At 72.1% G+C, this 24,417-nt stretch carries 22 protein-coding genes; 17 read left to right on the top strand and 5 right to left on the bottom strand.

Features of this window, described 5'->3' with window-relative positions:
• Positions 1-205 precede the first annotated feature (205 nt).
• From L3i22_RS39015 to L3i22_RS38995, 5 genes are read left to right on the top strand one after another with little or no spacing between them, the layout of a single operon-like run.
• Positions 206-1,849: an ABC transporter substrate-binding protein gene (locus L3i22_RS39015; RefSeq protein ID WP_221322481.1), complete on the top strand. Its 1,644-nt coding sequence runs from the start codon at positions 206-208 to the stop codon at positions 1,847-1,849.
• Positions 1,846-2,781: an ABC transporter permease gene (locus tag L3i22_RS39010; protein WP_255657505.1), complete on the top strand. Its 936-nt coding sequence runs from the start codon at positions 1,846-1,848 to the stop codon at positions 2,779-2,781. Before L3i22_RS39015 ends, L3i22_RS39010 begins: the two co-directional genes overlap by 4 nt.
• Positions 2,778-3,638, top strand: coding sequence for an ABC transporter permease (locus tag L3i22_RS39005; RefSeq protein WP_221322480.1), 861 nt, complete (start codon positions 2,778-2,780; stop codon positions 3,636-3,638). The genes L3i22_RS39010 and L3i22_RS39005 overlap by 4 nt, the downstream gene beginning before the upstream one ends.
• Positions 3,635-4,600, top strand: a complete 966-nt coding sequence (locus L3i22_RS39000) for an ABC transporter ATP-binding protein (RefSeq protein ID WP_221322479.1) — start codon at positions 3,635-3,637, stop codon at positions 4,598-4,600. Before L3i22_RS39005 ends, L3i22_RS39000 begins: the two co-directional genes overlap by 4 nt.
• Complete coding sequence (locus L3i22_RS38995) at positions 4,590-5,411, top strand: ABC transporter ATP-binding protein (RefSeq protein WP_221322478.1); 822 nt, start codon at positions 4,590-4,592, stop codon at positions 5,409-5,411. The genes L3i22_RS39000 and L3i22_RS38995 overlap by 11 nt, the downstream gene beginning before the upstream one ends.
• 19 nt (positions 5,412-5,430) lie before the next feature.
• On the opposite strand, the gene L3i22_RS38990 is transcribed toward L3i22_RS38995, so the two are convergent.
• Positions 5,431-6,021, bottom strand: coding sequence for a TetR/AcrR family transcriptional regulator (locus L3i22_RS38990; protein WP_221322477.1), 591 nt, complete (start codon positions 6,019-6,021; stop codon positions 5,431-5,433).
• 67 nt (positions 6,022-6,088) lie between these two features.
• Between L3i22_RS38990 and L3i22_RS38985 the strand changes: the two genes are divergently transcribed.
• From L3i22_RS38985 to L3i22_RS38975, 3 genes are read left to right on the top strand one after another with little or no spacing between them, the layout of a single operon-like run.
• Positions 6,089-6,553 (top strand): DUF3237 domain-containing protein, encoded by a 465-nt coding sequence (locus L3i22_RS38985; RefSeq protein ID WP_221322476.1) that lies wholly within the window; start codon positions 6,089-6,091, stop codon positions 6,551-6,553.
• Positions 6,553-8,319 (top strand): CocE/NonD family hydrolase, encoded by a 1,767-nt coding sequence (locus tag L3i22_RS38980; protein ID WP_221322475.1) that lies wholly within the window; start codon positions 6,553-6,555, stop codon positions 8,317-8,319. The genes L3i22_RS38985 and L3i22_RS38980 overlap by 1 nt, the downstream gene beginning before the upstream one ends.
• 9 nt (positions 8,320-8,328) lie before the next feature.
• Complete coding sequence (locus L3i22_RS38975) at positions 8,329-9,744, top strand: amidase family protein (RefSeq protein ID WP_221322474.1); 1,416 nt, start codon at positions 8,329-8,331, stop codon at positions 9,742-9,744.
• An 857-nt stretch (positions 9,745-10,601) separates the two neighbouring features.
• Here the strand turns inward: L3i22_RS38975 and L3i22_RS38970 are convergent.
• Positions 10,602-11,048, bottom strand: a complete 447-nt coding sequence (locus tag L3i22_RS38970; RefSeq protein ID WP_221322473.1) for a MarR family winged helix-turn-helix transcriptional regulator — start codon at positions 11,046-11,048, stop codon at positions 10,602-10,604.
• 144 nt (positions 11,049-11,192) lie between these two features.
• On the opposite strand from L3i22_RS38970, the gene L3i22_RS38965 reads away from it, so the two are divergent.
• Genes L3i22_RS38965 through L3i22_RS38945 form a run of 5 tightly spaced genes read left to right on the top strand, consistent with a single transcriptional unit; the run spans position 11,193 to position 16,234 of the window.
• Positions 11,193-12,080 (top strand): SDR family oxidoreductase, encoded by an 888-nt coding sequence (locus L3i22_RS38965; protein ID WP_221322472.1) that lies wholly within the window; start codon positions 11,193-11,195, stop codon positions 12,078-12,080.
• Positions 12,081-12,082: 2 nt separating this feature from the next.
• Positions 12,083-12,958, top strand: a complete 876-nt coding sequence (locus L3i22_RS38960) for an amidohydrolase family protein (protein WP_221322471.1) — start codon at positions 12,083-12,085, stop codon at positions 12,956-12,958.
• Positions 12,955-13,410 carry a MaoC family dehydratase gene (locus tag L3i22_RS38955; protein ID WP_221322470.1) on the top strand — a complete coding sequence of 152 codons (456 nt, stop codon included), beginning with the start codon at positions 12,955-12,957 and terminating at the stop codon, positions 13,408-13,410. Before L3i22_RS38960 ends, L3i22_RS38955 begins: the two co-directional genes overlap by 4 nt.
• Positions 13,411-13,421: 11 nt before the next feature.
• Entirely contained in the window at positions 13,422-14,888 is a 1,467-nt protein-coding gene (locus L3i22_RS38950; protein WP_221322469.1) for a long-chain fatty acid--CoA ligase, read from the top strand.
• A gap of 38 nt (positions 14,889-14,926) precedes the next feature.
• Entirely contained in the window at positions 14,927-16,234 is a 1,308-nt protein-coding gene (locus L3i22_RS38945; RefSeq protein ID WP_221322468.1) for a DUF4832 domain-containing protein, read from the top strand.
• On the opposite strand, the gene L3i22_RS38940 is transcribed toward L3i22_RS38945, so the two are convergent.
• A complete protein-coding gene (locus L3i22_RS38940) occupies positions 16,227-17,711 on the bottom strand; it encodes an ATP-binding protein (protein ID WP_221322467.1) in 1,485 nt (494 codons plus the stop codon). The two genes, L3i22_RS38945 and L3i22_RS38940, sit on opposite strands and share 8 nt — an antisense overlap.
• A gap of 102 nt (positions 17,712-17,813) precedes the next feature.
• Complete coding sequence (locus tag L3i22_RS38935; protein WP_221322466.1) at positions 17,814-18,566, bottom strand: NAD-dependent deacylase; 753 nt, start codon at positions 18,564-18,566, stop codon at positions 17,814-17,816.
• Positions 18,567-18,690: 124 nt separating this feature from the next.
• On the opposite strand from L3i22_RS38935, the gene L3i22_RS38930 reads away from it, so the two are divergent.
• Entirely contained in the window at positions 18,691-19,218 is a 528-nt protein-coding gene (locus L3i22_RS38930; protein WP_221322465.1) for a hypothetical protein, read from the top strand.
• Positions 19,209-20,378: a hypothetical protein gene (locus L3i22_RS38925; protein WP_221322464.1), complete on the top strand. Its 1,170-nt coding sequence runs from the start codon at positions 19,209-19,211 to the stop codon at positions 20,376-20,378. The genes L3i22_RS38930 and L3i22_RS38925 overlap by 10 nt, the downstream gene beginning before the upstream one ends.
• Here L3i22_RS38925 and L3i22_RS38920 read toward each other — a convergent pair.
• Positions 20,358-21,170, bottom strand: coding sequence for an alpha/beta fold hydrolase (locus L3i22_RS38920; RefSeq protein WP_221322463.1), 813 nt, complete (start codon positions 21,168-21,170; stop codon positions 20,358-20,360). The two genes, L3i22_RS38925 and L3i22_RS38920, sit on opposite strands and share 21 nt — an antisense overlap.
• 119 nt (positions 21,171-21,289) lie before the next feature.
• Here L3i22_RS38920 and L3i22_RS38915 point away from each other — a divergent pair, with 119 nt between their 5' ends.
• Positions 21,290-22,945 carry a GMC oxidoreductase gene (locus tag L3i22_RS38915; protein ID WP_221322462.1) on the top strand — a complete coding sequence of 552 codons (1,656 nt, stop codon included), beginning with the start codon at positions 21,290-21,292 and terminating at the stop codon, positions 22,943-22,945.
• Positions 22,942-24,417 carry an NAD(P)/FAD-dependent oxidoreductase gene (locus tag L3i22_RS38910; protein WP_221322461.1) on the top strand — a complete coding sequence of 492 codons (1,476 nt, stop codon included), beginning with the start codon at positions 22,942-22,944 and terminating at the stop codon, positions 24,415-24,417. Before L3i22_RS38915 ends, L3i22_RS38910 begins: the two co-directional genes overlap by 4 nt.

Raw genomic sequence — 24,417 nt, 5'->3', positions numbered from 1 at the left:
GACTTCTCCCTAACGATCCGCCCAGGTGAACGCAGGATTGCTGGCAGAGCCGTTAAAGATTGATTTCCAGGATTGACAATTTACTGGGCGCGGACGACTCTGAGACCGTCGCCACAGCCGGTGAGCCCGCAGATCACCGGGCGTGGTCCCCGCGGTGTTCCGGTGCCTTCACGTGAGCTCACGCCCAGTTCAGGGAGATATTTAGATGATCATCAAAAGAGCGTTGATGGCGTCGGCGGTCGCCATGAGCGTCGCGATGTCCGGCTGCGGCGGCGGATCCGGCTCGGGTTCGGGGTCGAACTCCGCCGCCCGGATCGAGCTGACCGGGACCACCCCGGCGGCCACCGGTGAGGTCGACACCGTGACCTGGGCGCTGCCCTCCGGCGAGCCGGCCTCGCTCGACCCGGCCCGGACCGGCGACTACTCGGCGAACACGGTCGGGACCAACCTCTGCGAGAGCCTGCTCCGGCTGAACCCCGACTTCTCCACCGCGCCCGGCCTGGCCAGCGCGGTCACCCAGAAGGACGCCACCACCGTGGTGATCACCCTGCGCGACGGCGTGAAGTTCTGGGACGGCTCGGCGCTGACCGCCGAGGACGTGGTCTACAGCCTGAAGCGGAACATGGACCCGAAGCTGGCGTCCTACGCCGCGCACGTCTACGCGAACGTCAGCTCGATCGACAAGACCGGCCCGCTCGAGGTCACCGTCAAGTTCTCCGCGCCGGACATGCAGTTCGTGCCGGACATGGCCGGCGTGCCCGGCGCGATCATCCAGGAAAAATACGCGGTCAAAACCGGACAGGCTTTCGGTACGGCGACCGGCGGGCTGATGTGCACCGGCCCGTTCCGGCTGGACACCTGGCAGAGCGGCCAGAAGATCACGCTCAAGCGCAACGACGCCTACTGGGACGCGGAGCGCACGGCGAAGGCGGCCAGCTTCCAGTTCGTGTTCCTGACCGACAGCAGCACGCTGACCAGCGCGTTGCTCTCCGGCGAGGTGGACGGCGTCTACGGCGCCCCGGCCGGCAGCATCGCCGCGCTGCAGCGTTCGACGACCGGCAAGCTGTACTTCGGGCCGAGCACCGAGACGGTCAGCCTCGGCGCGGTCGCCGCCGACGGGCCGGCCGCCGACCCGCGGATCCGGCAGGCGCTCGACCTGGCGATCGACAAGACCAGCTTCGTGACCAGCGTGCTCAAGGGCGCCGGGGAGTCGCTCAAGACGTTCACCCCGCCGCTGGCCTGGTCGGGGAGCCCGGCCAAGAGCGTCTACGACGCCGGGTACGCCGCGCTGCCGGACACCTCGAAGGCCGACCTGGCCAAGGCGAAGCAGCTGGTCACCGACGCCGCGCCGAGCCGCACCGACCTGGTCATCGCGCTGCCGGCCGGAGACCAGTCGCTGCTGCAGACCGCGACGATCGCGCAGGCCGCGGCCGAGCAGATCGGCCTGCACATGACGATCAAGCAGCTGCAGGCGGCCGAGTTCTCCGGGCTGTTCTACGACCCGACGCTGCGCAAGGGCATCGACTTCATCGCGACCACCGGTTACCTCGAGGTGCCCGGCGCGCTCTACTACGCCCCCGGGTTCGTGCTCAAGGGCGCGCTGTTCAACTGGACGAACTACGAGAACGCCGACGTCACCAAGAACATCGTGACCGCGGTGTCGGCGACCGACCCGGCCGCGTCGGCGCAGGCGTTCGTGGCCGCGCAGGCGATCTTCGGGCCGGCGAAGCTGCAGATCACGCTCGCCGAGTCCTACAACCGGCTGTTCCTGAACAAGCGGATCACCGGGGCGCCGGCATCGTTCAGCTACATCTCGTCGGCGTGGGCCGCGCAGGTCGGAAAATCATGATCGGTTTCCTCCTGCGCAAGGTCGGCGGGATGCTCGCCACCGTCGCGGTCGCCAGCGTGGTGATCTTCGGGGCGCTGTACCTGGCACCCGGGGACCCGGCGAGTCTGCTGGCCGGCGGGCACGAGGTCACCCCGGAGACGCTCGCGGCGATCCGCGCGCAGTACCACCTGGACGAGCCGTTCTGGGCGCAGTACTGGCACTGGCTGGCCGGGCTGCTCAGCGGTGACCCGGGAACCTCGATGGTGCTCAAGGAGCCGGTGACCACGCTGATCTCGGCGCGGCTCGGGACGACGGTGCTGCTGGTCGCGTACGCCGCAATCCTGATTTTGATCTTCGGGGTGGCCTTTGGCGTGCTCGCCGGGGTGGCCGGCAAGGTGGTCGACGGCGCGCTGACGGTGACGACCACGGTGCTGATGGCGGCGCCGGCGTTCGTGGCCGCCATCCTGCTGATCTGGATCTTCGCGACGAAGCTGTCGTGGTTCCCGGTCTACGGGTCGGGCGAGGGGCTCTGGGATCGGATCCATCACCTGACACTGCCCGCGCTCGCCCTGAGCGGCGGATATCTGGCCTACGTCAGCCGGATCACGCGCACCGAGGTGCGTGCCGAACTCGCCGCCGACCACGTGGCCGCGGCCCGCGCCCGGGGGCTGCCCCGGCGCGCGGTCCTGCGCCGGCACGTGCTGCGCAACGCCGCGCCGCCGATCCTGGCGGTCTCCGGGGTGACCGTGGCCGGGCTGTTCGCCGGCACCGCGGTGGCCGAGCAGGCGTTCGGGGTGAGCGGTCTCGGGTCGCTGCTGGTGCAGAGCGCCGCCCGGCAGGACCTGGTCGTCGTGCAGGTGCTGTCGTTGCTGCTGGTCAGCGCGTTCGTGGTGGTCAACATGCTGGTGGATCTGCTGAACGCGGTCCTCGATCCCCGGTTGGTGAAGGCATGACCTCACTGACGCTCGCGCTGCCCGGGCGGTCGCTTTCTCAACGTTTCGGAAAAATCCGATTCATTCCTGCGGTCGCCGCGATCATTTGCGGACTGGTCGTGCTGATCGCGATCCTCGCGCCGTGGCTCGCGCCGCACGACCCGAACGCGGTCGACCCGCTGAACGCCTATGCCGCGTTCTCCGGCGATCATCCGCTGGGGACCGACGACCTCGGCCGGGACCTGCTCTCCCGGCTGATCATGGGGACCCGGACCAGCCTGGCCGGGCCGCTGATCGTGGTCCTCGCGGCCGGCACGATGGGGACCGTCCTGGCGGTGACCGCGGCCTGGTTCGGCGGCTGGTTCGACGCGGCGGTGTCGCGGCTGCTCGACATCCTGTTCGCGTTCCCCGGGCTGGTGCTGGCGATCACCGTCGCGGCGATCTTCGGGGCCGGGTTCACGGCGCCGGTGGTGGCGTTGTCGCTGGCGTTCGTGCCGATGCTGGCCCGGGTGATGCGGGCCGCGGCGCTCCGGGAGCGGAACCTGCCGTACATCGAAGCCCTGACGGTCCAGGGTTTTTCCGGCCGGCACATCTGCCTTCGGCATCTGCTGCCGAATCTCGCACCCTTGCTGGTGGTCCAGGCCGCCATCGGATTCGGGTACGCGATGATCGACCTCGCCTCGATCTCGTTCCTGGGTCTCGGGCTGCAGCCACCGGCCGCGGACTGGGGTCTGATGATCGCCAACGGTCAGCCGTCCATCCTGGCGGGATTCCCCCAGCAGTCCATCGAGGCCGCGGTCGCCGTGGTGATCACCGTCGTGGCGTTCACCGTGGTCGCCGAGCGCCTCGCCCTGCGGTTCGGTGGAGGTGAGCGATGACGCTGCTCTCGTTCGAGAAACTCGGCATCCGGCTCGGCGAGCGGGTGATCCTGCGTGAGGTCACCCTGTCGGTGGCCGCCGGCGAGGCGGTCGGCCTGGTCGGCGAGTCCGGCTCGGGCAAGTCGATGACGGTCAAGTCGGTGCTGCGGATGCTGCCCGCCGGCGCGCGGGTCACCGGCGCCGTCCGCTTCGACGATCGGGACGTCAACGCGCTGGACGGCGCCGGGCTGCGGCGTCTGCGGTCCCGGGACGTGGCGATGGTCTTCCAGGACCCGCGGGCGACCGTCAACCCGGTCCGGACGATCGGCGACTTCCTCACCGAGGTGCTGCGTGACCAGGGCGTCGCCCGGTCCGAGGCGCGCCGGCGGGCGGCCGGGCTGCTCGCCGACGTCGGCGTGGACCACATCGAGCGGCGGATGCGGCAGCGGCCGCACGAGCTCTCCGGCGGGCTCCTGCAGCGGGTGGTGATCGCGGCCGCGCTGGCCACCGAGCCGAAGCTGATCCTCGCCGACGAGCCGACCACCGCGCTCGACGTGACCACTCAGGAGGAGGTCGTCGCGATCCTGAACGAACAGCGGCACAAGCGGGGGACCGCGCTGCTGTTCATCTCGCACGATCTCGAACTGGCCGCGGCGGTGTGCGACCGGATCGCGGTCATGTACGCCGGGGAGGTCGTCGAGATCCTGCCGGCCGACCGGCTGCACGAGGACGCGCGGCATCCGTACACCCGGGCGCTGCTGCGGTCGCGGCCCGGGGCGGTGCGGCCGGGATCCCGGCTGGAGACCATTCCCGGCGCTCCGCAGTCGGCCGCCGACGCGCCGGCCGGGTGCGTGTTCGCGGACCGGTGCCCGCACGTTTCCGCGCTCTGTCGTGCGCGGCGTCCGGTGCTGTCGCCGATCGACACCGGGCAGGCCGCGTGTCACCTGCTCGCTCTCGCCGGGGAGGCGCCGCATGTTGCTTGAGGTTCGGGACCTGCGCAAGGTGTTCAAGGGCGGGTTCGTCGCGGTGGACGGGGTGAGCTTCGACATTCCGTACGGCGGGTCGCTGGCCGTGGTGGGGGAGTCGGGGTCGGGGAAGACCACGTGCGCGCGGATCGTCACCGGGTTGGAGAAGGCCACGTCGGGGACGGTCCGGGTGGATCGGGGCGCCGTGCAGATGGTGTTCCAGGATCCGTATCAGTCACTGGACCGGCGGCAGACGGTGTCCAGTTGCCTTGACGAGGTGGTGAAATTCCACACGGACTTATCGTTTTCCGAGCGGAATGTCCGTATATATGAGCTTCTTCAGTTGGTCGGGCTCGACGAGCGGCACGGCGCCGCGCTGCCCCGGGCGCTCTCCGGCGGCCAGCGCCAGCGCGTCGCCATCGCTCGCGCCCTGGCCGCCAACCCGCGGCTGCTGGTCCTCGACGAGGCGGTCGCCGCGCTCGACGTGTCGATCCAGGCGCAGATCCTGAACCTGCTGGTCGACGCGCGGGCCGCGACCGGGATCGCCTACCTGTTCATCACCCACGACCTGTCGGTGGTCCGGCACGTCTGCGAGGACGTCGTGGTGATGAACCGCGGCCAGGTGGTCGAGTCCGGCAAGGTGGAGCAGGTGCTCTCCGCGCCGGCGCACGCGTACACGAAGCGGCTGATCGAGTCGGTGCCCCGGCCCGGCTGGGTCCCGTCCCGGGCGGTCAGCCGTGCGGATTCTTCGCGGGCGGCCGATCGTGCGGTTTCTTCGCGGGCGGTCAGCCGTGCGGATTCTTCGCGGGCGGCCGATCGTGCGGGCTGAGCCATCTCGTCGCGGCCGGTCAGGTGTGCGGGCTGAGCCGTTCCAGCAGGGCCTCGGCGGCGGCGCGGACCAGGCCGCCCGAGGCGATCGGCAGCTGCATCTCGGCCATCATCGAGTTGCCCATCGCCAGGCACCACAGCCCGTAGGCCACCGAGCGGCGCGCCGCGGGGGCCGAGGCCGGGTACTCCGCGGCGAGCGCGTCCTCGACCGACTGGATCGCCTGCGTGTAGTGCGCCTGCATGGTGACCCGGATGCGCTCGTCGGCGATCCCGGCCGTGATCAGCTCGCGGATCACCGTGTCGTCGTCGCTGATCGGCAGGAAACCGGTGCTGAACAGGTAGTCCATCGCGAACGGCAGCTTGTCCCGGCTCGCGGCGCCGGCGATCCGGCCGATGAACTCGGCCTCGTACCCGGTGTACAGCCAGTCCGCGAACCGGCGCAGCAGGTCGTCCCGGTTGCCGACGTAGTGCCGGACGTGACTGCGGCTCAGCCCGGACTCCTCGGCGACCCGTTCCAGGGTCGTACCGGCGAGACCGTTCTTCTGCAGGCAACGCGCGGTGGCCTGCAGAATCTGCTCGGTCCGCTCCGCGGCCATGCTCGGGCGCCCCATCCCGGCTCCTCTCTGCCGCCCCACAGCTTAATTGATTGTCATTTCAGCAAAGAAAACGAGGATCATCATGCCTGAACTGCCCGATCCCCGGCTCGTCTTCGCCTTCGAGGCGCGGGTCGACGTGGCCGAGACCGTGCACGTGGGCCGGGGCCCGGACGAGGTCCTGATGTTCACCCCGATCACCGGCGGCACGGTCGCCGGGCCCCGGCTCAACGGCGTGGTCCTGGCCGGCGGCGGCGACTGGTCGGTCACCCGCGGCCAGGTGACCGAGTTGGACGCACGGTACCTGTTGCGGGCCGACGACGGCGCGGTGATCGACATCGTCAACCGCGGCTTCTGGCGGGCCACGCCGGAGATCGACGCGCGGGTCGAGGCGGGCGAGGACCTGCCCGAGACCGAGTACTACTACCGGACCAGCCCGGTCTTCCGCACCGACGCCCCGGCGCACGCCTGGCTGGCCTCCTCGGTCTTCGTCGGACTGGCCCGCGGCGAGGCCGGCCAGGTGTGCATCCGCTTCTTCGAGGTGCTCTGATGACCGTTTCCGTCAATCGGACCGGGCCGGGGCCGATCTCCCCGGCCGCCACCCAGCACATGGTCCGGATGCGCGACGGGGTACGCCTGGCCACCGACGTCTACCGGCCCGCTGATCAGCTTTCGCCCGGCCCGGTCATCCTGACCCGGCTGCCGTACGACAAGTGCGGCGAGTACACGTTCATGCCCCGGATCGCCGAGTACTTCACCGCGCGCGGCTACACCATGGTGGTCCAGGACGTGCGCGGGAAGTTCCGCTCCGAGGGCGAGACGCTGCTCTTCGTCAACGAGGCCTACGACGGGCACGACACTCTCGACTGGATCATCCAGCAGGACTGGTCCGACGGCGTGGTCGGGATGTGGGGCGACTCCTACTACGGCTACACCCAGTGGGCCGCCGTCTCCACCGGCCACCCGGCGCTGCGGGCGATCGCCCCGCGGGTCACCGGCACCCGGCTCGGCGAACTGCCCGGCCCGATCCCCGGCCAGCGCACCCACGACGTGGAGATGGGCGTTGCCCGGTTCTACCCGCTCAGCATGTTCCACGATCAGGACATGCTGGAGTGGGAGCTCGACTGGACCCGCCGCCCGTTCGCGGCCCAGGTCGAGGAGTTCTTCGCGGCGGTCGGCAGCCGCTCCGCCTCCTACGACGTGTGGTTCCCGCACCCGGTGAACCTGCGCCGCTTCCCGGCCGGTCACCCGTTCGACGCGCCGGCCGTGCCGGTCCTGATGACGATCGGCTGGTGGGACAACTGCGCGCCGTGGTCCTGGGACGACCATCGCGCGCTGCAGCGGCGGCCGGCGTGGGCGCGCAACGAATATCTCCTGCTCGAAGCGATCGACCACGAGAACAACACCCACTTCCTTCCCGGTACGGGCAATACCGATCCGTCCTTCCTGCCGCGTTACCTGGATCCGGCCGTGGAATTCTTCGACGTGTTCCTGCGGGGCCGGGAGCGGGCGATTCCACGGGTGCGGTGGCAGCTGGCCGGATCCGGAGACGCGGAGCATCGCGTCGCGAGCGCGTGGCCGCCGCCCCGGTCGTACCACATCGATCTGCCGTTGTTCGATGGTCTTTCCCCGGTCCTGACCTGGACACATGACGCGGCGGACCCGGTGCCGTCGCCGGTCGGGGACGCGTTCTCGTTCCTCGCCGAGCATCCGGACGAGCGGCACCTCGCCGAGCGGCCGGACGTGCTGGCCTTCACCGGCGCTCCGGTGGCGGAACCGCTGGACCTGGCCGGCCCGATCACGTTCAGCACGGTCTTCGGGTCGGACGGGCCGGAGGCGGACCTGTTCGCCCGGCTGGTCGACGTGGCGCCGGACGGCAGCGCTCGGCTGATCGCTCGCGGACAACAGACCGTGCTCGCCCCCGGTGCCGGGGTGCCGGTGACGGTCGACCTGGGGCACACCGGCTACCGGCTCCAGCCGGGCCATGCCCTGCGCCTGACCGTGGCCAGCAGCGACGCGCCGGAGTTCGTACCGGCACCGGGCACCGGCGAACATCGCTGGCTGGCCGTGAAGACCCTCCCCAACCAGCAGCGAATCCGCCTCGCCGACACCCGCCTGACCTGCACCGTCCTGCCCTCAGACGCCGCTGAACCGGGCGCCGTCGCTGCACCGGCCGCCGTCGCGGGGCCGGGCGCCGCCGCTGCACCGGGCGCCGTCGCGGGGCCGGGCGCCGTCGCATTGGGCGCCGCTTCCGCTGTTGTCGCTCCGTCCGCCGTCGACTCTGCCGTTGTCGTTCCGTCTGCCATCGACCGATAAGGATCAGCCATGGACAACCGAGCCATCACCGAGCTCACCGCGAGCGACATCGCCGCCCGGGTCCGCGACGGCCGGCTCACCGCGTCCACCGTCGTGGATGCCGGTCTGGCCCGCATCGCCGAGGTGAACCCGCAGGTCAACGCGGTCACCGTGGTACTCGCCGACCGGGCCCGCGCGGCCGCGGCGGACCTCGACGAGCGGATCGCCCGCGGCGAGGACCCGGGCCCGCTCGCCGGCGTACCGATCTCGGTCAAGGAGAACATCGACCTGACCTGGTCGGCGACCACCTCCGGCCTGCCGTTCGCGGCTGATCACATTCCGCCGGCCAACGCGACCTTCGTCGACAAGCTCCTGGCCGCCGGCGCGATCCCGGTCGCCCGCGGGAACATGCCGGACATCGGGCTGCGCTGGGACACCGACAACGACCTGTTCGGCCGGACGCTGAACCCGTGGGACCCGGCGCGGGTACCGGGCGGCTCCAGCGGCGGCGACGCGGTCGCGGTGGCCACCGGCATGGTCGCCGCCGGGCTCGGCAACGACTACGGCGGGTCGCTGCGGCTGCCCGGGCACGCCGCCGGGATCGCCGCGCTGCGGACGTCGGCCGGCCGGGTGGCGGCGCCGAGCCGCGCGGTCGAGCCACTGCCGTTGTCGATCCAGCACATGGCGGTGAACGGGCCGCTCGCCCGATCGGTGGCCGACCTCGACCTGCTCTTCGGCGTGATGCACGGCGCCGACGACTTCGATCCGCTCAGCGTCACGGTGGAACACCCGTCCGGCTACGACGGCCCGCGCCGGGTCGCCGTCACCGTCGACCCCTGCGGTTGGGGTGTCGACCCGGTCGTGGCCGCCGCGGTCCGGTCCGCCGCCACCGCCCTGGCCGCGGCCGGCTGGGAGGTCGAGGAGGCCGCGCCGCCGGCCGTCGACCGGTGCGCCACGATCTGGCGGCAGCTCTCCTCCACGGAGAACGCGCCGATGCTGCTCACCCCCGGGGTGTTCCCCGGACCGCTGTCGGCGGGGACAGTGCAGTACTTCAAGGACAACATCGTCGACGTGCAACTTCTCGACACCTCCTCGGCCTATCAGGGCGCCTGGGCGGAACGGTTCGTCCATGCCGCGGCGTGGCGCGCCTTCCACGCTCGCTACCCGGTCGTGCTCGGACCGGTCACCACGCAGCCGATGCCCCTGATCGGCTTCGATCTGTCCGGCCCGGCCGCCACCACCGAGCTCTGGAAAGCCCACCGCCTGCTGGTCACGGCGAACTTCCTCGGACTGCCCGCGGTGGCCGTGCCCACCGGGGTAGCCGGGAACCGGCCGCTGGGCGTGCAGGTCATCGCCCGCCAGCAGGGGGAGCACATCGCTCTCGCCGCCGCCCGTGACATCGAGAGTGCGTTCCCGCCGGTTGCTCCGATCCTGCCACGAGGCTGAGGGGCCGCCGGGGTTATCCACACTGGGCGGTTATCCACAGGGGGCCGGCGTGATCTTGCGGATTTGCGGCAGGATCGGGGGTGGCGATCGCGCCCCCAGCGATCCCGGAGGCGGTCAGCCCCCTGGGTGGGCGGGGTCCGCCCCGCCCCGCGCCGCCCCGCCCCGCGCCGCCCCGCCCCGCGCCGCCCCGCCCCGCGCCGCCCCGCCCCGCGCCGCCCCGCCCCGCGCCGCCCCGCCCCGCGCCGCCCCGCCCCGCGCCGCCCCGCGCCGCCCCGCCCCGCGCCGCCCCGCGCCGGGCCGCCCCGCGCCGGGCCATGCCGGGCCATGCCGGGCCGGGTGGGGCTGGGCCGCGCTGGGCCGCGCTGGGCCGCGCTGGGCTGGCCGCGCTGCGCCATGCCGGGCCATGCCGGGCCATGCCGGGCCATGCCGGGCCGGGCCGGGCCATGCCGGGCCGGGCCGGGTCGGGCCGGGTGGGGTCGGGCTGGCCGCGCTGCGCCATGCCGGGCCATGCCGGGCCATGCCGGGCCATGCCGGGCCATGCCGGGCCATGCCGGGCCGGGTCGGGCCGGGTGGGGTCGGGTCGGGCTGGCCGCGCTGGGCCAGGCTGTGCCGGGCCGGGCCATGCCGCGCTGCTTCGGCCCGGGCTGGGCCGGGTCCGCGCCGGGCCATGTCGCGCTGCGCCGGGCCGCGTTGGGCCGGGGCTGCCTCGTGCCGCGCTTGGGGCGGCGGGGCCGGGCGGGGCGGCGGGGCCGGGCGGGGCGGCGGGGCCGGGCGGCGGGGCCGGGCGGGGCGGCGGGGCCGGGCGGGGCGGCGGGGCCGGGCGGCGGGGCCGGGCGGCGGGGCCGGGCGGGGTCTTCTCAGGAGAGGGACTGCCAGGCGGTGACCAGGCTCTGCCGGAGCTCGTCGGCCTGGGCGCCGGTCAACTTGGCCGTCATCCGGGCCTCCAGCTCCTGGACCGGCCCGGCCACCGTCGCCAGCAGTCCGCGCCCCTCCGGGGTCAGGTGGATCAGCAGCTCGCGCCGGTTGCCGGTGTTGCGTTCGCGGCGGATCAGCCCGCGGCTCTCCAGGGCGCGGACCATGTCCGCGATGGACTGGGCCGTCACGAACGAGTCGCGGGCCAACTGGGCCGCGGACAGGCCGTCGTGCCGTTCCAGGACGGTCAGTGCCGTGTACTGCAGCGCCGTGATCCCGTGCCCGCGGACCACCTCGTCCAGGCGGGCGCGGACTGCCAGCTCGAGCTGTTTGACCAGGTAGAGCAGCGACGGCATGGGGTCCTCCGAACGGTCGTGAAGATGCTGCGACATTACCCCATTGACAGGAAACCTGATCATCCTCAAGACTCGGGATCAACAGGAATCCTGTTAATCGGGGGTGGCGCGCCGGGTTCGACGGGCTGCGGGGCCCGAACCCGTCGCGCCACCCACCGTTCTCGTGAGAGGTTGAAACACATGGATCTGAGCGGCAAGGTCGCCGTCGTCACCGGCAGCGGCCGGGGACTCGGCCTCGCATATGCCAGGGCGCTCGCCGCGGCCGGCGCGTCGGTCGTGGTCAACGACGTGGACCGGGCCGCGGTCGACGCGGCGGTGGCGCAGGTCCCCGGATCCGTCGGGGTCGCGGCGGCGGTGGGTGACACCGCGAGCGCGGAGCAGCTGGTCGCGGCCGCGGTCGAGGCGTTCGGCCGGCTCGACGTGCTGATCACCAACGCCGGCATTCTGCGCGACCGGGTGCTGTGGAAGATGACCGACGACGACTTCGACGCGGTGATCCGGACGCACCTGCGGGGCACGTTCACGTGTGCCCGGGCCGCCGCGATCCGGATGCGGGAGCAGGGCGGCGGCGGGCGGATCATCCTGATCGCTTCCCCGGCCGGCCAGCGTGGGAACTTCGGGCAGACGAACTACGCGGCGGCCAAGGCCGGGATCGCGGCGATGGCCCGCACCTGGGCGCTCGAGCTGGCCCGCAGCGAGATCACGGTGAACGCCGTGGTGCCGATCGCGGCGACCGAGATGACCAAGACGATCCCGGCCTTCGCGCCGGTGATCGAGGAGGCCGAGCGCACCGGGCAGCCCTATCCGGCCTGGCTGCGCCATGACGAGGGCCTCGGGACCGTGGACGACGTCACCGGGCTGATCACGTTCCTGGCCTCGGACGCCTCGAAGGCCATCACCGGGCAGGCGATCGGGATCGGCGGCGACAAGCTGGCGCTCTGGTCGCACCCGGCCGAGAAGGAGATCGCCTACCGGGAGGGTGGATGGCCGGCCGATGACATCGCCGGGTCCTGGAATTTCCGAGCGGAGACCTACGGCATCCCGGCCCCCGCGGCCCCGGGCAACTGATCATGGACACCTCGCAACTGACCGCGATCGACGTGCACACGCACGCCGAGGTGAGCAAGGACGGGCACAGCTCGCTGAGCCCGGAGCTGCTCGGAGCGTCAGCGGACTACTTCAAGGCGCACGGCCATCGGCAGCCGACCATCGACGAGATGGCCGACTACTACCGCGAGCGCAAGATGGCCGCCGTCGTCTTCACCGTCGACGCCGAGCACGCCACCGGCCACCCGCGGATCGCCAACGAGGAGATCGCGGAGAGCTGCGCGGCGCATCCGGACACGCTGATCCCGTTCGCCAGCATCGACCCGCACAAGGGCCGGGCCGGCGTCCGCGAGGCGCACCGCCTGGTCACCGGGTACGGCGTCCGCGGCTTCAAGTTCCACCCCAGCATCCAGGGCTTCGCGCCGGACGACCGGCTGGCCTACCCGCTCTACGAGGCGATCCAGGAGCTGGGCGCGGTCGCGCTGTTCCACACCGGGCAGACCGGGATCGGCGCGAACGTGCGCGGCGGCGGCGGGATCCGGCTGAAGTACTCGAACCCGATGCTGGTCGACGACGTGGCCGTGGACTTCCCCGACCTGCGGGTCATCCTGGCCCACCCGTCGTTCCCGTGGCAGGACGAGGCGCTGGCCGTCGCCACGCACAAGGAGCACGTGTACATCGACCTGTCCGGCTGGTCGCCGAAGTACTTCCCGCCGCAGCTCGTCCGGTACGCGAACAGTCTGCTGCAGGACAAGGTGCTGTTCGGCTCGGACTATCCGGTGATCACCCCGGATCGCTGGCTGGCGGACTTCGCGAAGCTGGAGCTGAAGGACGCCGTACGGGAAAAGATCTTGAAGTTGAATGCCGCCCGTCTGTTTTTTGGAGAGGACACGAAATGACGACCGTGGTGAACGGGCTCGACGAGCTCAAGGCCCTCGCGGGCAAGGACCTCGGTGCCAGCGAGTGGCTGGAGATCACCCAGGAGCGGGTGAACACGTTCGCCGACGCGACCGGCGACCACCAGTGGATCCACGTGGACCCCGAGCGCGCCAAGGGCGGCCCGTTCGGCGGCCCGATCGCGCACGGCTACCTGACGTTGTCGCTGGTCATCCCGCTCTTCGGGGATCTCCTCAAGGTCGAGGGCGTCAAGATGGGGGTGAACTACGGGCTGGAGAAGGTCCGGTTCCCGCACCCGGTCCGGGTCGGCTCGAAGATCCGGCTGGCGGCGACCGTGGTCAGCGTCGACGACGTGCCCGGCGGCACGCAGAGCACGTTCGACTTCACCGTGCAGATCGACGGCGTCGACAAGCCGGCCTGCGTCGCCCGCACCGTCTACCGCCAGTACGCCTGAGGCCTGTCCCCATGCACAACGCGGGGCTGGGCTGCTGGCCGGCGCGCCGGGCGGCGATGTCGCCCGGGCGCGTCGCGCTGATCTTCGGCGAGCGGCGGGTGACGTACGCCGAGCTGCACGACCGGATCGCCCGGCTCGCCGCCGCACTCCGGGACTCCGGGGTGCGGCGGGGCGACCGGGTCGCCTATCTCGGGCCGAATCATCCGGCCTTCGTGGAGACGATGTTCGCCGCCTGGACGCTGGGGGCGATCTTCGTGCCGCTGAATTTCCGGCTGACCGCCGCGGAGCTGGAGTATCAGCTCCAGCACAGCGGGGCGTCGGTGCTGATCCACGCGCCGGGCATGCCGGCGGTCAGCGCGCCGGTGACCTACTCGCGCGATGAAATTCCGGAGAAAGAGCCAATTTATCCGGATGAATCGGTCGGGCTGGACGACGTCGCCGCGATCCTCTACACCTCGGGGACGACCGGGCACCCCAAGGGCGCCATGCTCACCCACGGCAACCTGATCTGGAACTGCTACAACCTGCTCGTCTGCGTCGACGTGGCCAGCGACGAGGTGACCCTGGTCAGCGCCCCGCTCTTCCACGTCGCGGCGCTCGACCAGTGCCTGCTGCCGACGTTCCTCAAGGGCGGCACCTCGGTGATCATGCCGAGCTGGGACGTGGACGGCTGCTTCGACCTGATCGAGCGGCACCGCGTCACCTGGATGTTCGGCGTCGCCACGATGTTCGCCGGGCTCAGCCAGTCACCGCGCTGGGCCGGCGCGGATCTCGGCTCGGTGCGCAGCCTGATGACCGGCGGCGCGTCCGTGCCGGAGGCGCTGATCCACCGATACCAGGAGCGTGGCCTGCTGTTCTGCCAGGGCTACGGGATGACCGAGACGGCGCCCGGCGCGACCTTCCTGGAGGCGCGGGAGAGTCGCGAGCACGTCGGCTCGGCGGGGCTGCCGGTGTTCTTCGCGGACGTGCGGTGCGTCCGGCCGGACCTGACCGACACTGATCCGGGTGAGCCCGGTGAGGTGCTGGTCCGCGGGCCGAACGTGACGCCCGGCTACTGGAATGACCCGCCGGCCACCGCGGCGGCATTCGCGGACGGCGCCTGGTTCCGGTCCGGGGATGTGGCGGTCGTCGATGGGTCCGGCCATTTCCGGATCGTCGACCGGACCAAGGACATGTACATCTCCGGCGGCGAGAACGTGTATCCGGCGGAGGTCGAGGCCGCCATCTTCGAACACCCCGGGGTGGCCGAGGTGGCCGTCGTCGGCGTGCCGGACCCCAGGTGGGGCGAGGTCGGGCGGGCCTTCGTGGTGCCCCGGCAGGGTTCCGCGCTGGAACCCGGGGACGTGCCGGCCTTCCTGCGGGACCGGCTCGCGAAATACAAGATCCCGGTCTACGTGGACGTCGTCGGCGACCTGCCGAAGACCGGTTCGAACAAGGTCCGGAAAGGGCCGCTGCGGAATCTGCCGCTGCCCGGATAGTTCTCAGGTCCGGTCCCGGCGCGACGATGGTCGCCGTCATGCGCATTCTTCCGGCCGTGGCGGCGGCCGCCGTTCTCCTGGTGCCCGGCACCGCTTGCGCGGCAACCCCGAAAACCATCAAGACCACGACTCGGACGTACGCCGTGTCGAGTGACGATTTCGCGAATCCGGGGCGCGGCTTCTTCTCCTGGACGGAGACGCACCTGCGGGCGGACGGCAGCGGGTGGGTGCCGCTCGACGCCGGTGAGCTGGCCACCGCCCGTACGTCGCAATCGCGAAGCGTCGTTTATCGCATCGTCTACCTGGAGAAATACCGCGACCTGGACGCCATTTCCGGCGCCGATCTGGCATTGATCGCGGCGGATTTCGCCGCGGCCCGCCAGGCGGGCGTGAAACTGGTCCTCCGGTTCGCCTACAGCGCCGACGACGACCGGGACGCCCCGGTCGCCCGGGTGGTCCGGCAGATCGGGCAGCTTAGTCCGATTCTGACCACGAACGCCGACCTGATCACCGCGGTCCAGGCGGGCTTCGTCGGGCGGTGGGGCGAGTGGTACTACACCACGAACTTCACCACATCGGACTGGTCGGACCGCGGTCAGGTGATCACCGCGCTGCTCGCCGCGACGCCGGCGCTGATCCAGGTGCGCACGCCGGAGATCCGGAAGCGGCTGGTCCCGGCGGCGTCGGCGGCCCGCGTCGGGATCCACGACGACTGCTTCCTGGCCGGCACCGACGACTACGGCACGTTCCCGGCCGCCACGGACTTCGCCTGGATGGCCGCGCAGAGCCCGTCGATGCTGGTCGGCGGCGAGACCTGCGACCCGTCGGCGCGCTCCGGCTGGGCGTCGGCGGCCACCGAACTGGCGGCGTACCACTGGACGTACCTCAACCCGTCCTTCAACACCGACGTGCTGGACTCGTGGGGCGCGGCCGGTCGCGCCGAGGCGTCGCGGCGGCTCGGCTACCGCCTTCGCCTGGTCTCGGCGACGCTGCCGGCCTCGGTCACGCCGGGCGGTCCGGTCACGGTCCGCCTGACGATCACCAACGAGGGGTACGCGGCCCCGGCCCAGAACCGCCCGGTACGTCTCGTGCTGTCCGGCCCGGCGACCCAGGCCGTGCCGGTCGCCGCCGACGTCCGCACGTGGTCACCGTCGCGGCCGGTCACGCTGACGGCGACGTTCACCGCCCCGCGCAAGGCGGGCGCCTACCCGATCGCGCTGTCCCTGCCGGACCCGTCGGCCCGGCTGGCGTCGACGCCGGCCTACGCCATCCGGCTGGCCAACCCGGGCACCTGGAACGCGTCGACCGGGACCAACGCGCTCGGCGTGACCCTGACCGTCAGGTAGGCCCGGCCCGGTACAGGTCCGTGAGCCCGACCAGCACGATCTCCGGTTCGCGGGCGGCCGCCTCGACCAGCTCGGGGGCGAAGCCGGTGCCGCTGTAGCAGGCGAGCCGGGCGGTCTCCGCGCCGAGCCGTTTCTGGGCCACCAGCAGGGCCCGGATCCGGCGCAGCCGCTCGACGTGGCCGAGGCCCATCGTCTCGCCCCACTTGACCTCGCCGATCGCCAGCAGCGGCCGCCGGTTGTCGTCGTCGAGCCCGAACACCACGACGTCCACCTCGTGCGAGGTCCGGTTGGTCGGATCGTTGACGGTGCCGGCGCCGGCCACGTTCGGATAGTCGCCGAACAGCTCGGGTGGCGCCATGTGCCGGGTCCAGAAGCGGCAGACCTGCTCGAAGTGCGGCCCGAGCACACCACTGACGAAACGCGCGCGGCTGCGTCGCCACAACCGGGCCGTGTCGTCGGTGAACTCCAGGTCGGACCAGATCGGCCGCATCACCGCGTGGTAGAAGGTGACCAGCGGCTCGGCGATCCGGAAGGTGGTCCGGTTGTCCTTGAAGACGTCCGGCTCCCGGACGATCAGGCCGCAGTCCTCCAGCACGGTCAGCGGGTGGGCCAGGTCGCCCGTTTTGCGTCCCATGTAGGAGGCGATCGCACCCCGCTGCGCGTTGCCGGAGGCGATCGCGGCGAGCACGGAGTGGTAGAGCGAGCTGTCGTGCAGGTCCGGCTCGTCCGCGAGGAGATAGCGCGCCTCGCGGAACAGCGGGCTGGCCGGGCTCAGCACGGTCCGGATCACCCACGCGTCGAAGTCGTCCGGCCCGGCCGGCTTGTCGTCGCGGGCGAAGTCGCTCCGGTAGGCCGGCGTTCCACCGACCACGGCGTGGGTCATCAGGGCCGTGACCGGATCGTCGACGCCCCAGAACTCGGCGGCGAGTCGATGGTCGAGCGTGGGCACCATCAGTTCGAGACCGGCTCGTCCGCGCAGCGGAGCGTTGCCGCTGAGCAGGCGGCCCATGAAGGACATCGCGGAACCGCAGAGCAGGAGGCCGACCCGGCTGTTGTCGCGCTCCGGGCGCAGCGGGGCGAGCGCGTTCTGGATGATCGAGGGCAGGCTGGGGTTGGCGCGCACGAGGTAGGGGAACTCGTCGATGACGACCGGGATGCGCCGGTCATGGCTGAGCCCGAGAAGCGCGTCGACAGCCTGATGCCAGCCCTCGAAGGCGATGGGCCCGGGCGCGCCGGTGAACTGCCCGAGAAGCGCGCCGAGCTTGTTGAGGGACTCCCGGTCGATGCCCTCGTCGGCGGGGAAGTAGAACCCGCCAGCGGCCTCACAGAGCGACCGGAGCAGGAAGGTCTTGCCCTGGCGCCGGCGCCCCGAGACCACGCCCAGCGTGGCCCCGGGGCGGGGATCGTCGATGAAGGCGCTGAGGGCTTTCCACTCCCGGTCCCGGTCGAACATCCGGGCTGGTCGTTCGAGCGTCATCGCGGGCCCGCCTTAACGTAACTACAGTTATGATAACTACAGTTATGATAACTGGAGTTACACGGACTGGCGTCAGCTCCAGGCGGCTCAGGTCCAGACAGCTCAGCTCCAGGCGGCAGAGACCAGGCCGGGCAGGATCTCCGCGGCGGGGCCGACCAGGTTCACCCTGGCGATCGGGTCCAGCGGGGTGGGCTGCGGGTTGACCTGGATCACCGCGGCGCCCGAGCGGGCCGCCAGCCGGGGCAGCTCCGCCGCCGGGTAGACCAGGCCCGACGTGCCGATCGTCAACAGCACGTCGCACTCCGAGGCGGCCCGGGCGGCCGACTCCAGCGCCGCCTCGGGAAGCTGCTCGCCGAACCAGACGACCCCCGGCCGGATCAGACCGGCACAGTGCGCGCAGTGCGGCGGCGGGACCCGGCGGCCCTCCTCGGGCTGCTCGTCGCCGGCCGGGAGCGGCGCGGGCCGGGAGCAGGTCGCGCAGCGCGGGCTGAAGAGGCTGCCGTGCAGGTGGACCGGGGACTCCGAGCCGGCGCGTTCGTGCAGGTCGTCGACGTTCTGGGTGATCACGGTCAGCTGCGGGACGTGGGTGGCGAGGCGGGCGACGGCGAGGTGGCCCTGGTTCGGGCGGACCCGCTGAACCAACTGGCGGCGCCACTCGTACCACCCCCAGACCAGGTCCGGGTCCTCCTGGAAGGCCTGTGGCGTGGCCAGCGCCTGCGCGTCGAAACGGGACCACAGGCCGGTCAGCGCGTCCCGGAAGGTGGGGACGCCGCTCTCCGCCGAGATCCCGGCGCCGGTGAAGACCACCACGTGGCGGGCCTGGGCCAGCAGTTTCGCGGCGTCGTTCAGGGCCATGTCAGCGAGCTCCTCATCAGGTACGGGCGGGGCCGCTCAGAAGTGTGGCAGCGCGAGGGCCCGGACCGCATCACCGTTCCGGCGGTGGGTCGTTTGAGGAGCAGACGGGTGTGGTGGAGGTTCGGTGATTCGAGGGCGAAACCTCTTGGTGGCCGCGGTTCTGGCCGGGATGACGCTGGCCGGCTGCGGCGCGTCCACCGAGGACCGGGGCGGGGCGGGGCGGTCGCTCACCCCGGTGTCGGACCGCCTGCCGTCGAGTCCGGTGGCGCCGCGCCGGACCGTGCTCGCCCCGGAGGAACCGGAGCTGGAGCCGACCCGGGACGTTCTGCCGGGCGACGACCTGCCGCGCGATGTCCTGCCGGGTGACGAGGAGCCGGGCGGAGAGCCGCCGAGCACGCCGAAGCCCACATCAGGAAATGTCGGACATGGGCGGATGCGTGATCGGACGCCGCTGCCACGGGTGGAGCCGCGCCGCGCGCACCCCCGTACCCAAGTGGAAGTGAACCCACCGGTCACCTTGACCCCGTCGGCGAAGCCGAAGAAGACCCAGGCGCCGCCCACCCCGGCGGATCCCGGCCCGGCGTCCCCGCCCGCCGCGGCCCCGGAGCGGGCGACGACCGGCGGAGGCTGCGGCGGCGCGGGATGCCGTTGACGCCGGCCCGGACCGCCGCGGACCTGCGCCGTCGATTCGACGGCCTGGCCTCGCGCGCGATGACCGCGGTCGGCGACTGGATCTCGCCCGGCCCGCGGCCCGGCCCGTCCGAGCCGCGGATCAGCGCGATCGTCGCCCTGGTCGCCCTGGTCGGCGGGGTGCTGCCGATTCTGATCATGGTGGTCACCTGGGCCGCCAAGCCGAAGCCGGTCCACCCCGACTGCCCGGCCGGGGCCCGCGGACGCTCCGGGCACGTGCTCGCCGACCGCCCCGCCGAGGGCCGCTACCGGCCCGCTGAGCAGTGCAACTCGGCAACCGGCGAGAACCGCGTCGAGCGGACGGCGACCGGCCGCTACCTGGTCACCTTCGGGAAGCTGGGTGCGGACGGCGGCGTCGCCGAGGTCACCCCGGTCACCACCGACGACCGGATCTGCACACTGCCGGACTGGCGCCCGGACGGCGCCGACGAGCAGGTCGAGGTGGCCTGTTTCGATCGCGCGGGCGCGCCGGCGGACAGCGGGTTCTCGGCGCGCTACTGGTACCTGACCGGCGGCGACGGCACCGCGGCCTACCTGCGGCTGGGTGATCCGGGCCGGGCCAGTCAGACGATCGAGGACGCGTACAGCTTCAACTCACAGGCCGGCGGGATCAACTCGGCGGACCGGGAGGACGTCGGGTCGTACGTGGTCTATCTCGGTCATCAGGACGGCGCGACGGGCGGGACGGTGCAGGTCACCGCGGTCGGCGACGCGGCGACGGTGTGCGGGGTGGAGCGGTGGTTCGCCTACCCCGAAGGCCGGTATCTGGCCGTCCGGGTCCGCTGCCGGGACGCCGCCGGCCAGGCCGTGGACTCCCGCTTCGGGGTGACGTTCGCGGTCGGCACGGCCGGCGCCTACCTGCGCGCCGACCGCCCGTCCGAGGCCGGCTACACCGCGACCGGGGACTTCAACCGCAATCGCGGCGCAGGATCGAACACGGTCACCCGATCCGGCGTGGGGGACTATCACGTGAGTCTGCCCGGGGCGGCCGGGAGCGTGCAGGTGACCGCGTACGACTCGGACGCGACCTGCGTCGCCGCGCCCGGGGACGTCCGGGTCCTGTGCCGCGCACCGTCCGGGACGCCCGCCGACGCGGCGTTCCTACTGGCCGTCTGGCCCTGACAGCAGCAGGTCGGCGCACCGTCGCGGATCGTCCGGGAACGGCAGGTGCCCGCAGCCGCGAAGCGGCACGTGGCGCGCGCCGGGAAGAAACCTTCGAGCCCGAAAAGCCTGATTACGGTACGGCAGCACGGCGTCCCGCGTCCCCCACGCGACGGTCACCGGTATCCGGGTCAGCGCCCCCGGATCGACCGCCGACCAGGGCGCGAGCCGCCCGAACGCGGTCCGCGCCGCCCCGAACCCGGGCGCCCCGGCGAGCGCCCGCGCATCGTCCAGGCAGTCCGCCGGATCCAGGCCCCCGGGGTGCGCGTAGAAGACCGAGCACAGCGCCGCCCGCCCCGCCCGGGACGCCATCAGCCGGGGGAGCAGCGGGTCGAGCGCGCTGCTCCCGGCCCGGGCCGCGCCGACCACGAAGCGCCCCCAGCGCCCGCCGCCCGGCGCCCAGAAGCCGACCGGCGAGAACACCGTCACCGCCCGCGCCCGTCCGCGACGGCCGAGTTCGAGGGCGATGCCGCCGCCCATCGAGCTGCCGCCGACCGCCACCCGGCCGAGGCCGAGCGCGTCCAGGAACGTCTCCATCAGGTCGGCGAGGTGCGGCACCGACCCGGGGATCCGGCCGGCCGGCGGCGACCAGAGCGGGGAGGCGCCGAAGCCGGGCAGGTCGACGGCGATCACGTCGCGGTGCGGCGCCAGCAGGTCGAGGATCGGGTTCCACACCTGCCAGCGGCTGCCGATGCCGTGGATCAGCAGCAGCGGCGGCCCGGAGCCCCGGCGGTGGTGGTTCGGCGACGTCATCCGAGCACCCTGCCGTGCCAGGCCGGCGAAGGACACCGCCGGGCGGGTTGATTCGCGGTGTGCGGGATACCGGAAACACGTTGTTGACATGTTGCCAATAAGGGCGTGATGCTACGGCGATGTCGTACGACTACGACGTCCTCGTGATCGGCTCCGGGTTCGGGGGCAGCGTGACCGCGCTGCGCCTGACCGAGAAGGGCTACCGCGTGGGCGTGCTCGAGGCCGGCCGCCGGTTCACCGACGAGCAGTTCGCCAAGACGTCCTGGCGGCTGCGGGACTACGTGTACGCGCCGGCGCTCGGCTGCTACGGCATCCTGCGGCTCACCCTGCTCAAGAATGTGCTGATCATGTCGGGGGCCGGCGTCGGCGGGGGCTCGCTGGGCTACGCGAACACGCTGTACGAGCCGCCGGACGCGTTCTACGCCGACCCGCAGTGGTCCGCGATCACGGATTGGAAGGCCGAGCTCGCGCCCTACTACGACCAGGCGAAACGGATGCTCGGGGTGACCGTGAACCCGGTCGAGACGGCATCCGATCAGGCGCTGCGGGCGGTCGCGGACGATCTGGGGGTGGGGGCGACCTATCGCCGTACCCCGGTGGGGGTCTTGTTCGGAGCACAACCCGGCGCCGAAGTGCCGGACCCGTTCTTCGGCGGGGCCGGCCCGAGCCGGCGGAACTGCACGCTGTGCGGGTCGTGCATGACCGGCTGCCGGAACAACGCCAAGAACACCCTGGTGAAGAACTATCTGTACCTGGCCGAGCGGGCGGGCGCGACGGTTCATCCGCTGACCACGGTCCGGGACGTCCGGCCGCTGCCCGACGGTGGCTACGCCGTCGACACCCGCCGGACCGGCGGACTGCGGAACGACAGCCTCACCGCGAAGCAGGTCGTCTTCGCGGCCGGCGCGCTCGGCACCCAGCGACTGCTGCACCGCCTGCGCGACCGGGGCAGCCTGCCGCACGTGTCGCCGCGCCTGGGCGAGCTGAGCCGCACCAACTCGGAGTCGATCCTGGGCGCGCGGACCCGGCGCCGGGACCGCGACTACAGCCACGGCGTCGCGATCACCTCTTCGATCCACCCGGACCCGGTCACGCACGTCGAGCCGGTCCGCTACGGCCCGGGCAGCAACCTGCTCGCGCTGCTCTCCACCGTGATGGTCGACGACGGCCGAGGCCGGCCGCGCTGGTGGGCGGGGCTCAAGCAGCTCGCCAGGGCGGGGCGGGACCTGCGGCTCTACCTGTCGCCCCGGGACTGGTCGCGGCAGACCGTGGTGCTGCTCGCCATGCAGCCGCTGGACAACTCGATCACGGTGTTCCGCAAGCGGGGGCGGCTGACCAGCCGGCCGGGGATCGGCGAGCCGAACCCGGAGTGGGTGCCGGTCGCGCACGACGTGGCCCGGCGGACCGCGGAGAAGATCGACGGGGTGCCGCTGGGGTCGTACACCGAACTGGTCGGCAAGCCGGTGACCGGGCATTTCATCGGGGGCTGCGCGATCGGGGCGGTGGTGGATCCGTATCACCGGCTCTACGGGCACCCCGGGCTGCACGTGATCGACGGGTCGGTGGTCGCGGCGAACCTCGGGGTGAACCCGTCGCTGACCATCACGGCGCTGGCGGAGCGGGCGGTCGCGCTGTGGCCGAACGCGGGTGACGACGACGCACGGCCGGCGCTCGGCGATGGCTATGTCGCGATAAATCCGGTCATTCCAAGCCAACCGGCGGTCCCGGCAACCGCACCGGCCGCCCTGCGCCTGATCCGAAGCGAGGACCGATGAGCAGCCCGCCTCCTGATCGAAATTCAGGCCCGCCGAGCACCCGGATCCTGATCATCGGGGCCGGCTTCGGCGGGGTCGCGGTCGCCAACGAGCTGCTCAAAGCCGGCTTCACCGACCTCACCGTCCTGGAGAAGGCGGACCGCGCCGGCGGCGTCTGGCGGGACAACCGCTACCCCGGCTGCGCCTGCGACATCCCGGCGCCGCTCTACTCCTACTCCTACGCCCAGAACCCGGCCTGGTCCCGCCGCTTCCCGCCGCAGCCCGAGATCCTCGCCTACCTCGACGCCTGCGTCGACCGATTCGGCCTGAGAGACAAGATCCGATTCGGTACGGAGGTGGCCACCGCCCACTGGACCGGCACCCACTGGCAGGTCACCACCACCACCGGCGCGACCCTGGCGGCCGACGTGCTGGTCCCCGCGGTCGGCCAGCTCTCCCGCCCGGTCATCCCGCGGCTGCCCGGCGACTTCGACGGCCCGGCGATGCACACCGCGGACTGGGACGCGTCGGTGCCGATCGAGGGCCGCCGGGTCGCCGTGATCGGCACCGGCGCCAGCGCGATCCAGCTGGTCCCGGCGATCGCGGGGGTCGCCGCGCACGTCACGGTCTTCCAGCGGAGCGCGCCCTGGACGCTGCCCAAACCGGACCGCCGCTACGGCCGGATCCGCAGCGGCCTGTACCGATCGATCCCGTCGGCGATGGGCGCCGCGCGCGCCGGAACGTGGCTGATGACCGTGGTCACCGGCCTCGCCGTCACCGGCAACCGGGCCGCGATCGCGCTCCTGCGCGGCGTCTCCCGCACCCAGCGCCGCTGGCAGGTCCGCGATCCGGAGCTGCGCCGCAAGGTCACCCCGGACGAGCCGATGGGCTGCAAACGGGTCCTGTTCACCAACGCCTGGCTGCCCACCCTGGCCCGCCCGGACGTCGACCTGGTCACCGAGAAGATCATCGCGGTGACCCCGACCGGCATCCGGACCGCCGACGGCGTGGAGCACCCGGTCGACGTGCTGGTCTACGGCACCGGCTTCGCGGCCACCGAGTTCCTCGTCCCGATCAAGGTCACCGGCCGGGACGGCGCCTCGCTCGACACCGTGTGGCAGGACGGCGCGCACGCCTACCTCGGCATGGCGGTCCCCGGTTTCCCCAACATGTTCCTGGTCTACGGCCCGAACACGAACACCGGCAACACCTCGGTGGTCTTCTTCCACGAGTCCCAGGCCCGCTGGATCACCCAGGCCGTCCGTCATCTTTCTCAAGATCAAAACCCGCTTGAGGTACGGCCGGAGACCGCGGCCGCCTACGACGACGAGCTCCAGACCCGCCTCGCCGGAAGTGTCTGGACCGCCTGCCAGAGCTGGTACCGCACGCCCAGCGGCCGCATCGTCACCAACTGGCCCGGCATGGCCACCGAATACCGCCGCCGGACCGCCCGCCTGCGCCCCGCTGACTTCCGCGCCGCCTCACCCGAATAG

This window comes from Actinoplanes sp. L3-i22, assembly GCF_019704555.1.
Classification (GTDB): domain Bacteria; phylum Actinomycetota; class Actinomycetes; order Mycobacteriales; family Micromonosporaceae; genus Actinoplanes.
This window is presented reverse-complemented; position numbering and strand designations above follow the sequence as displayed.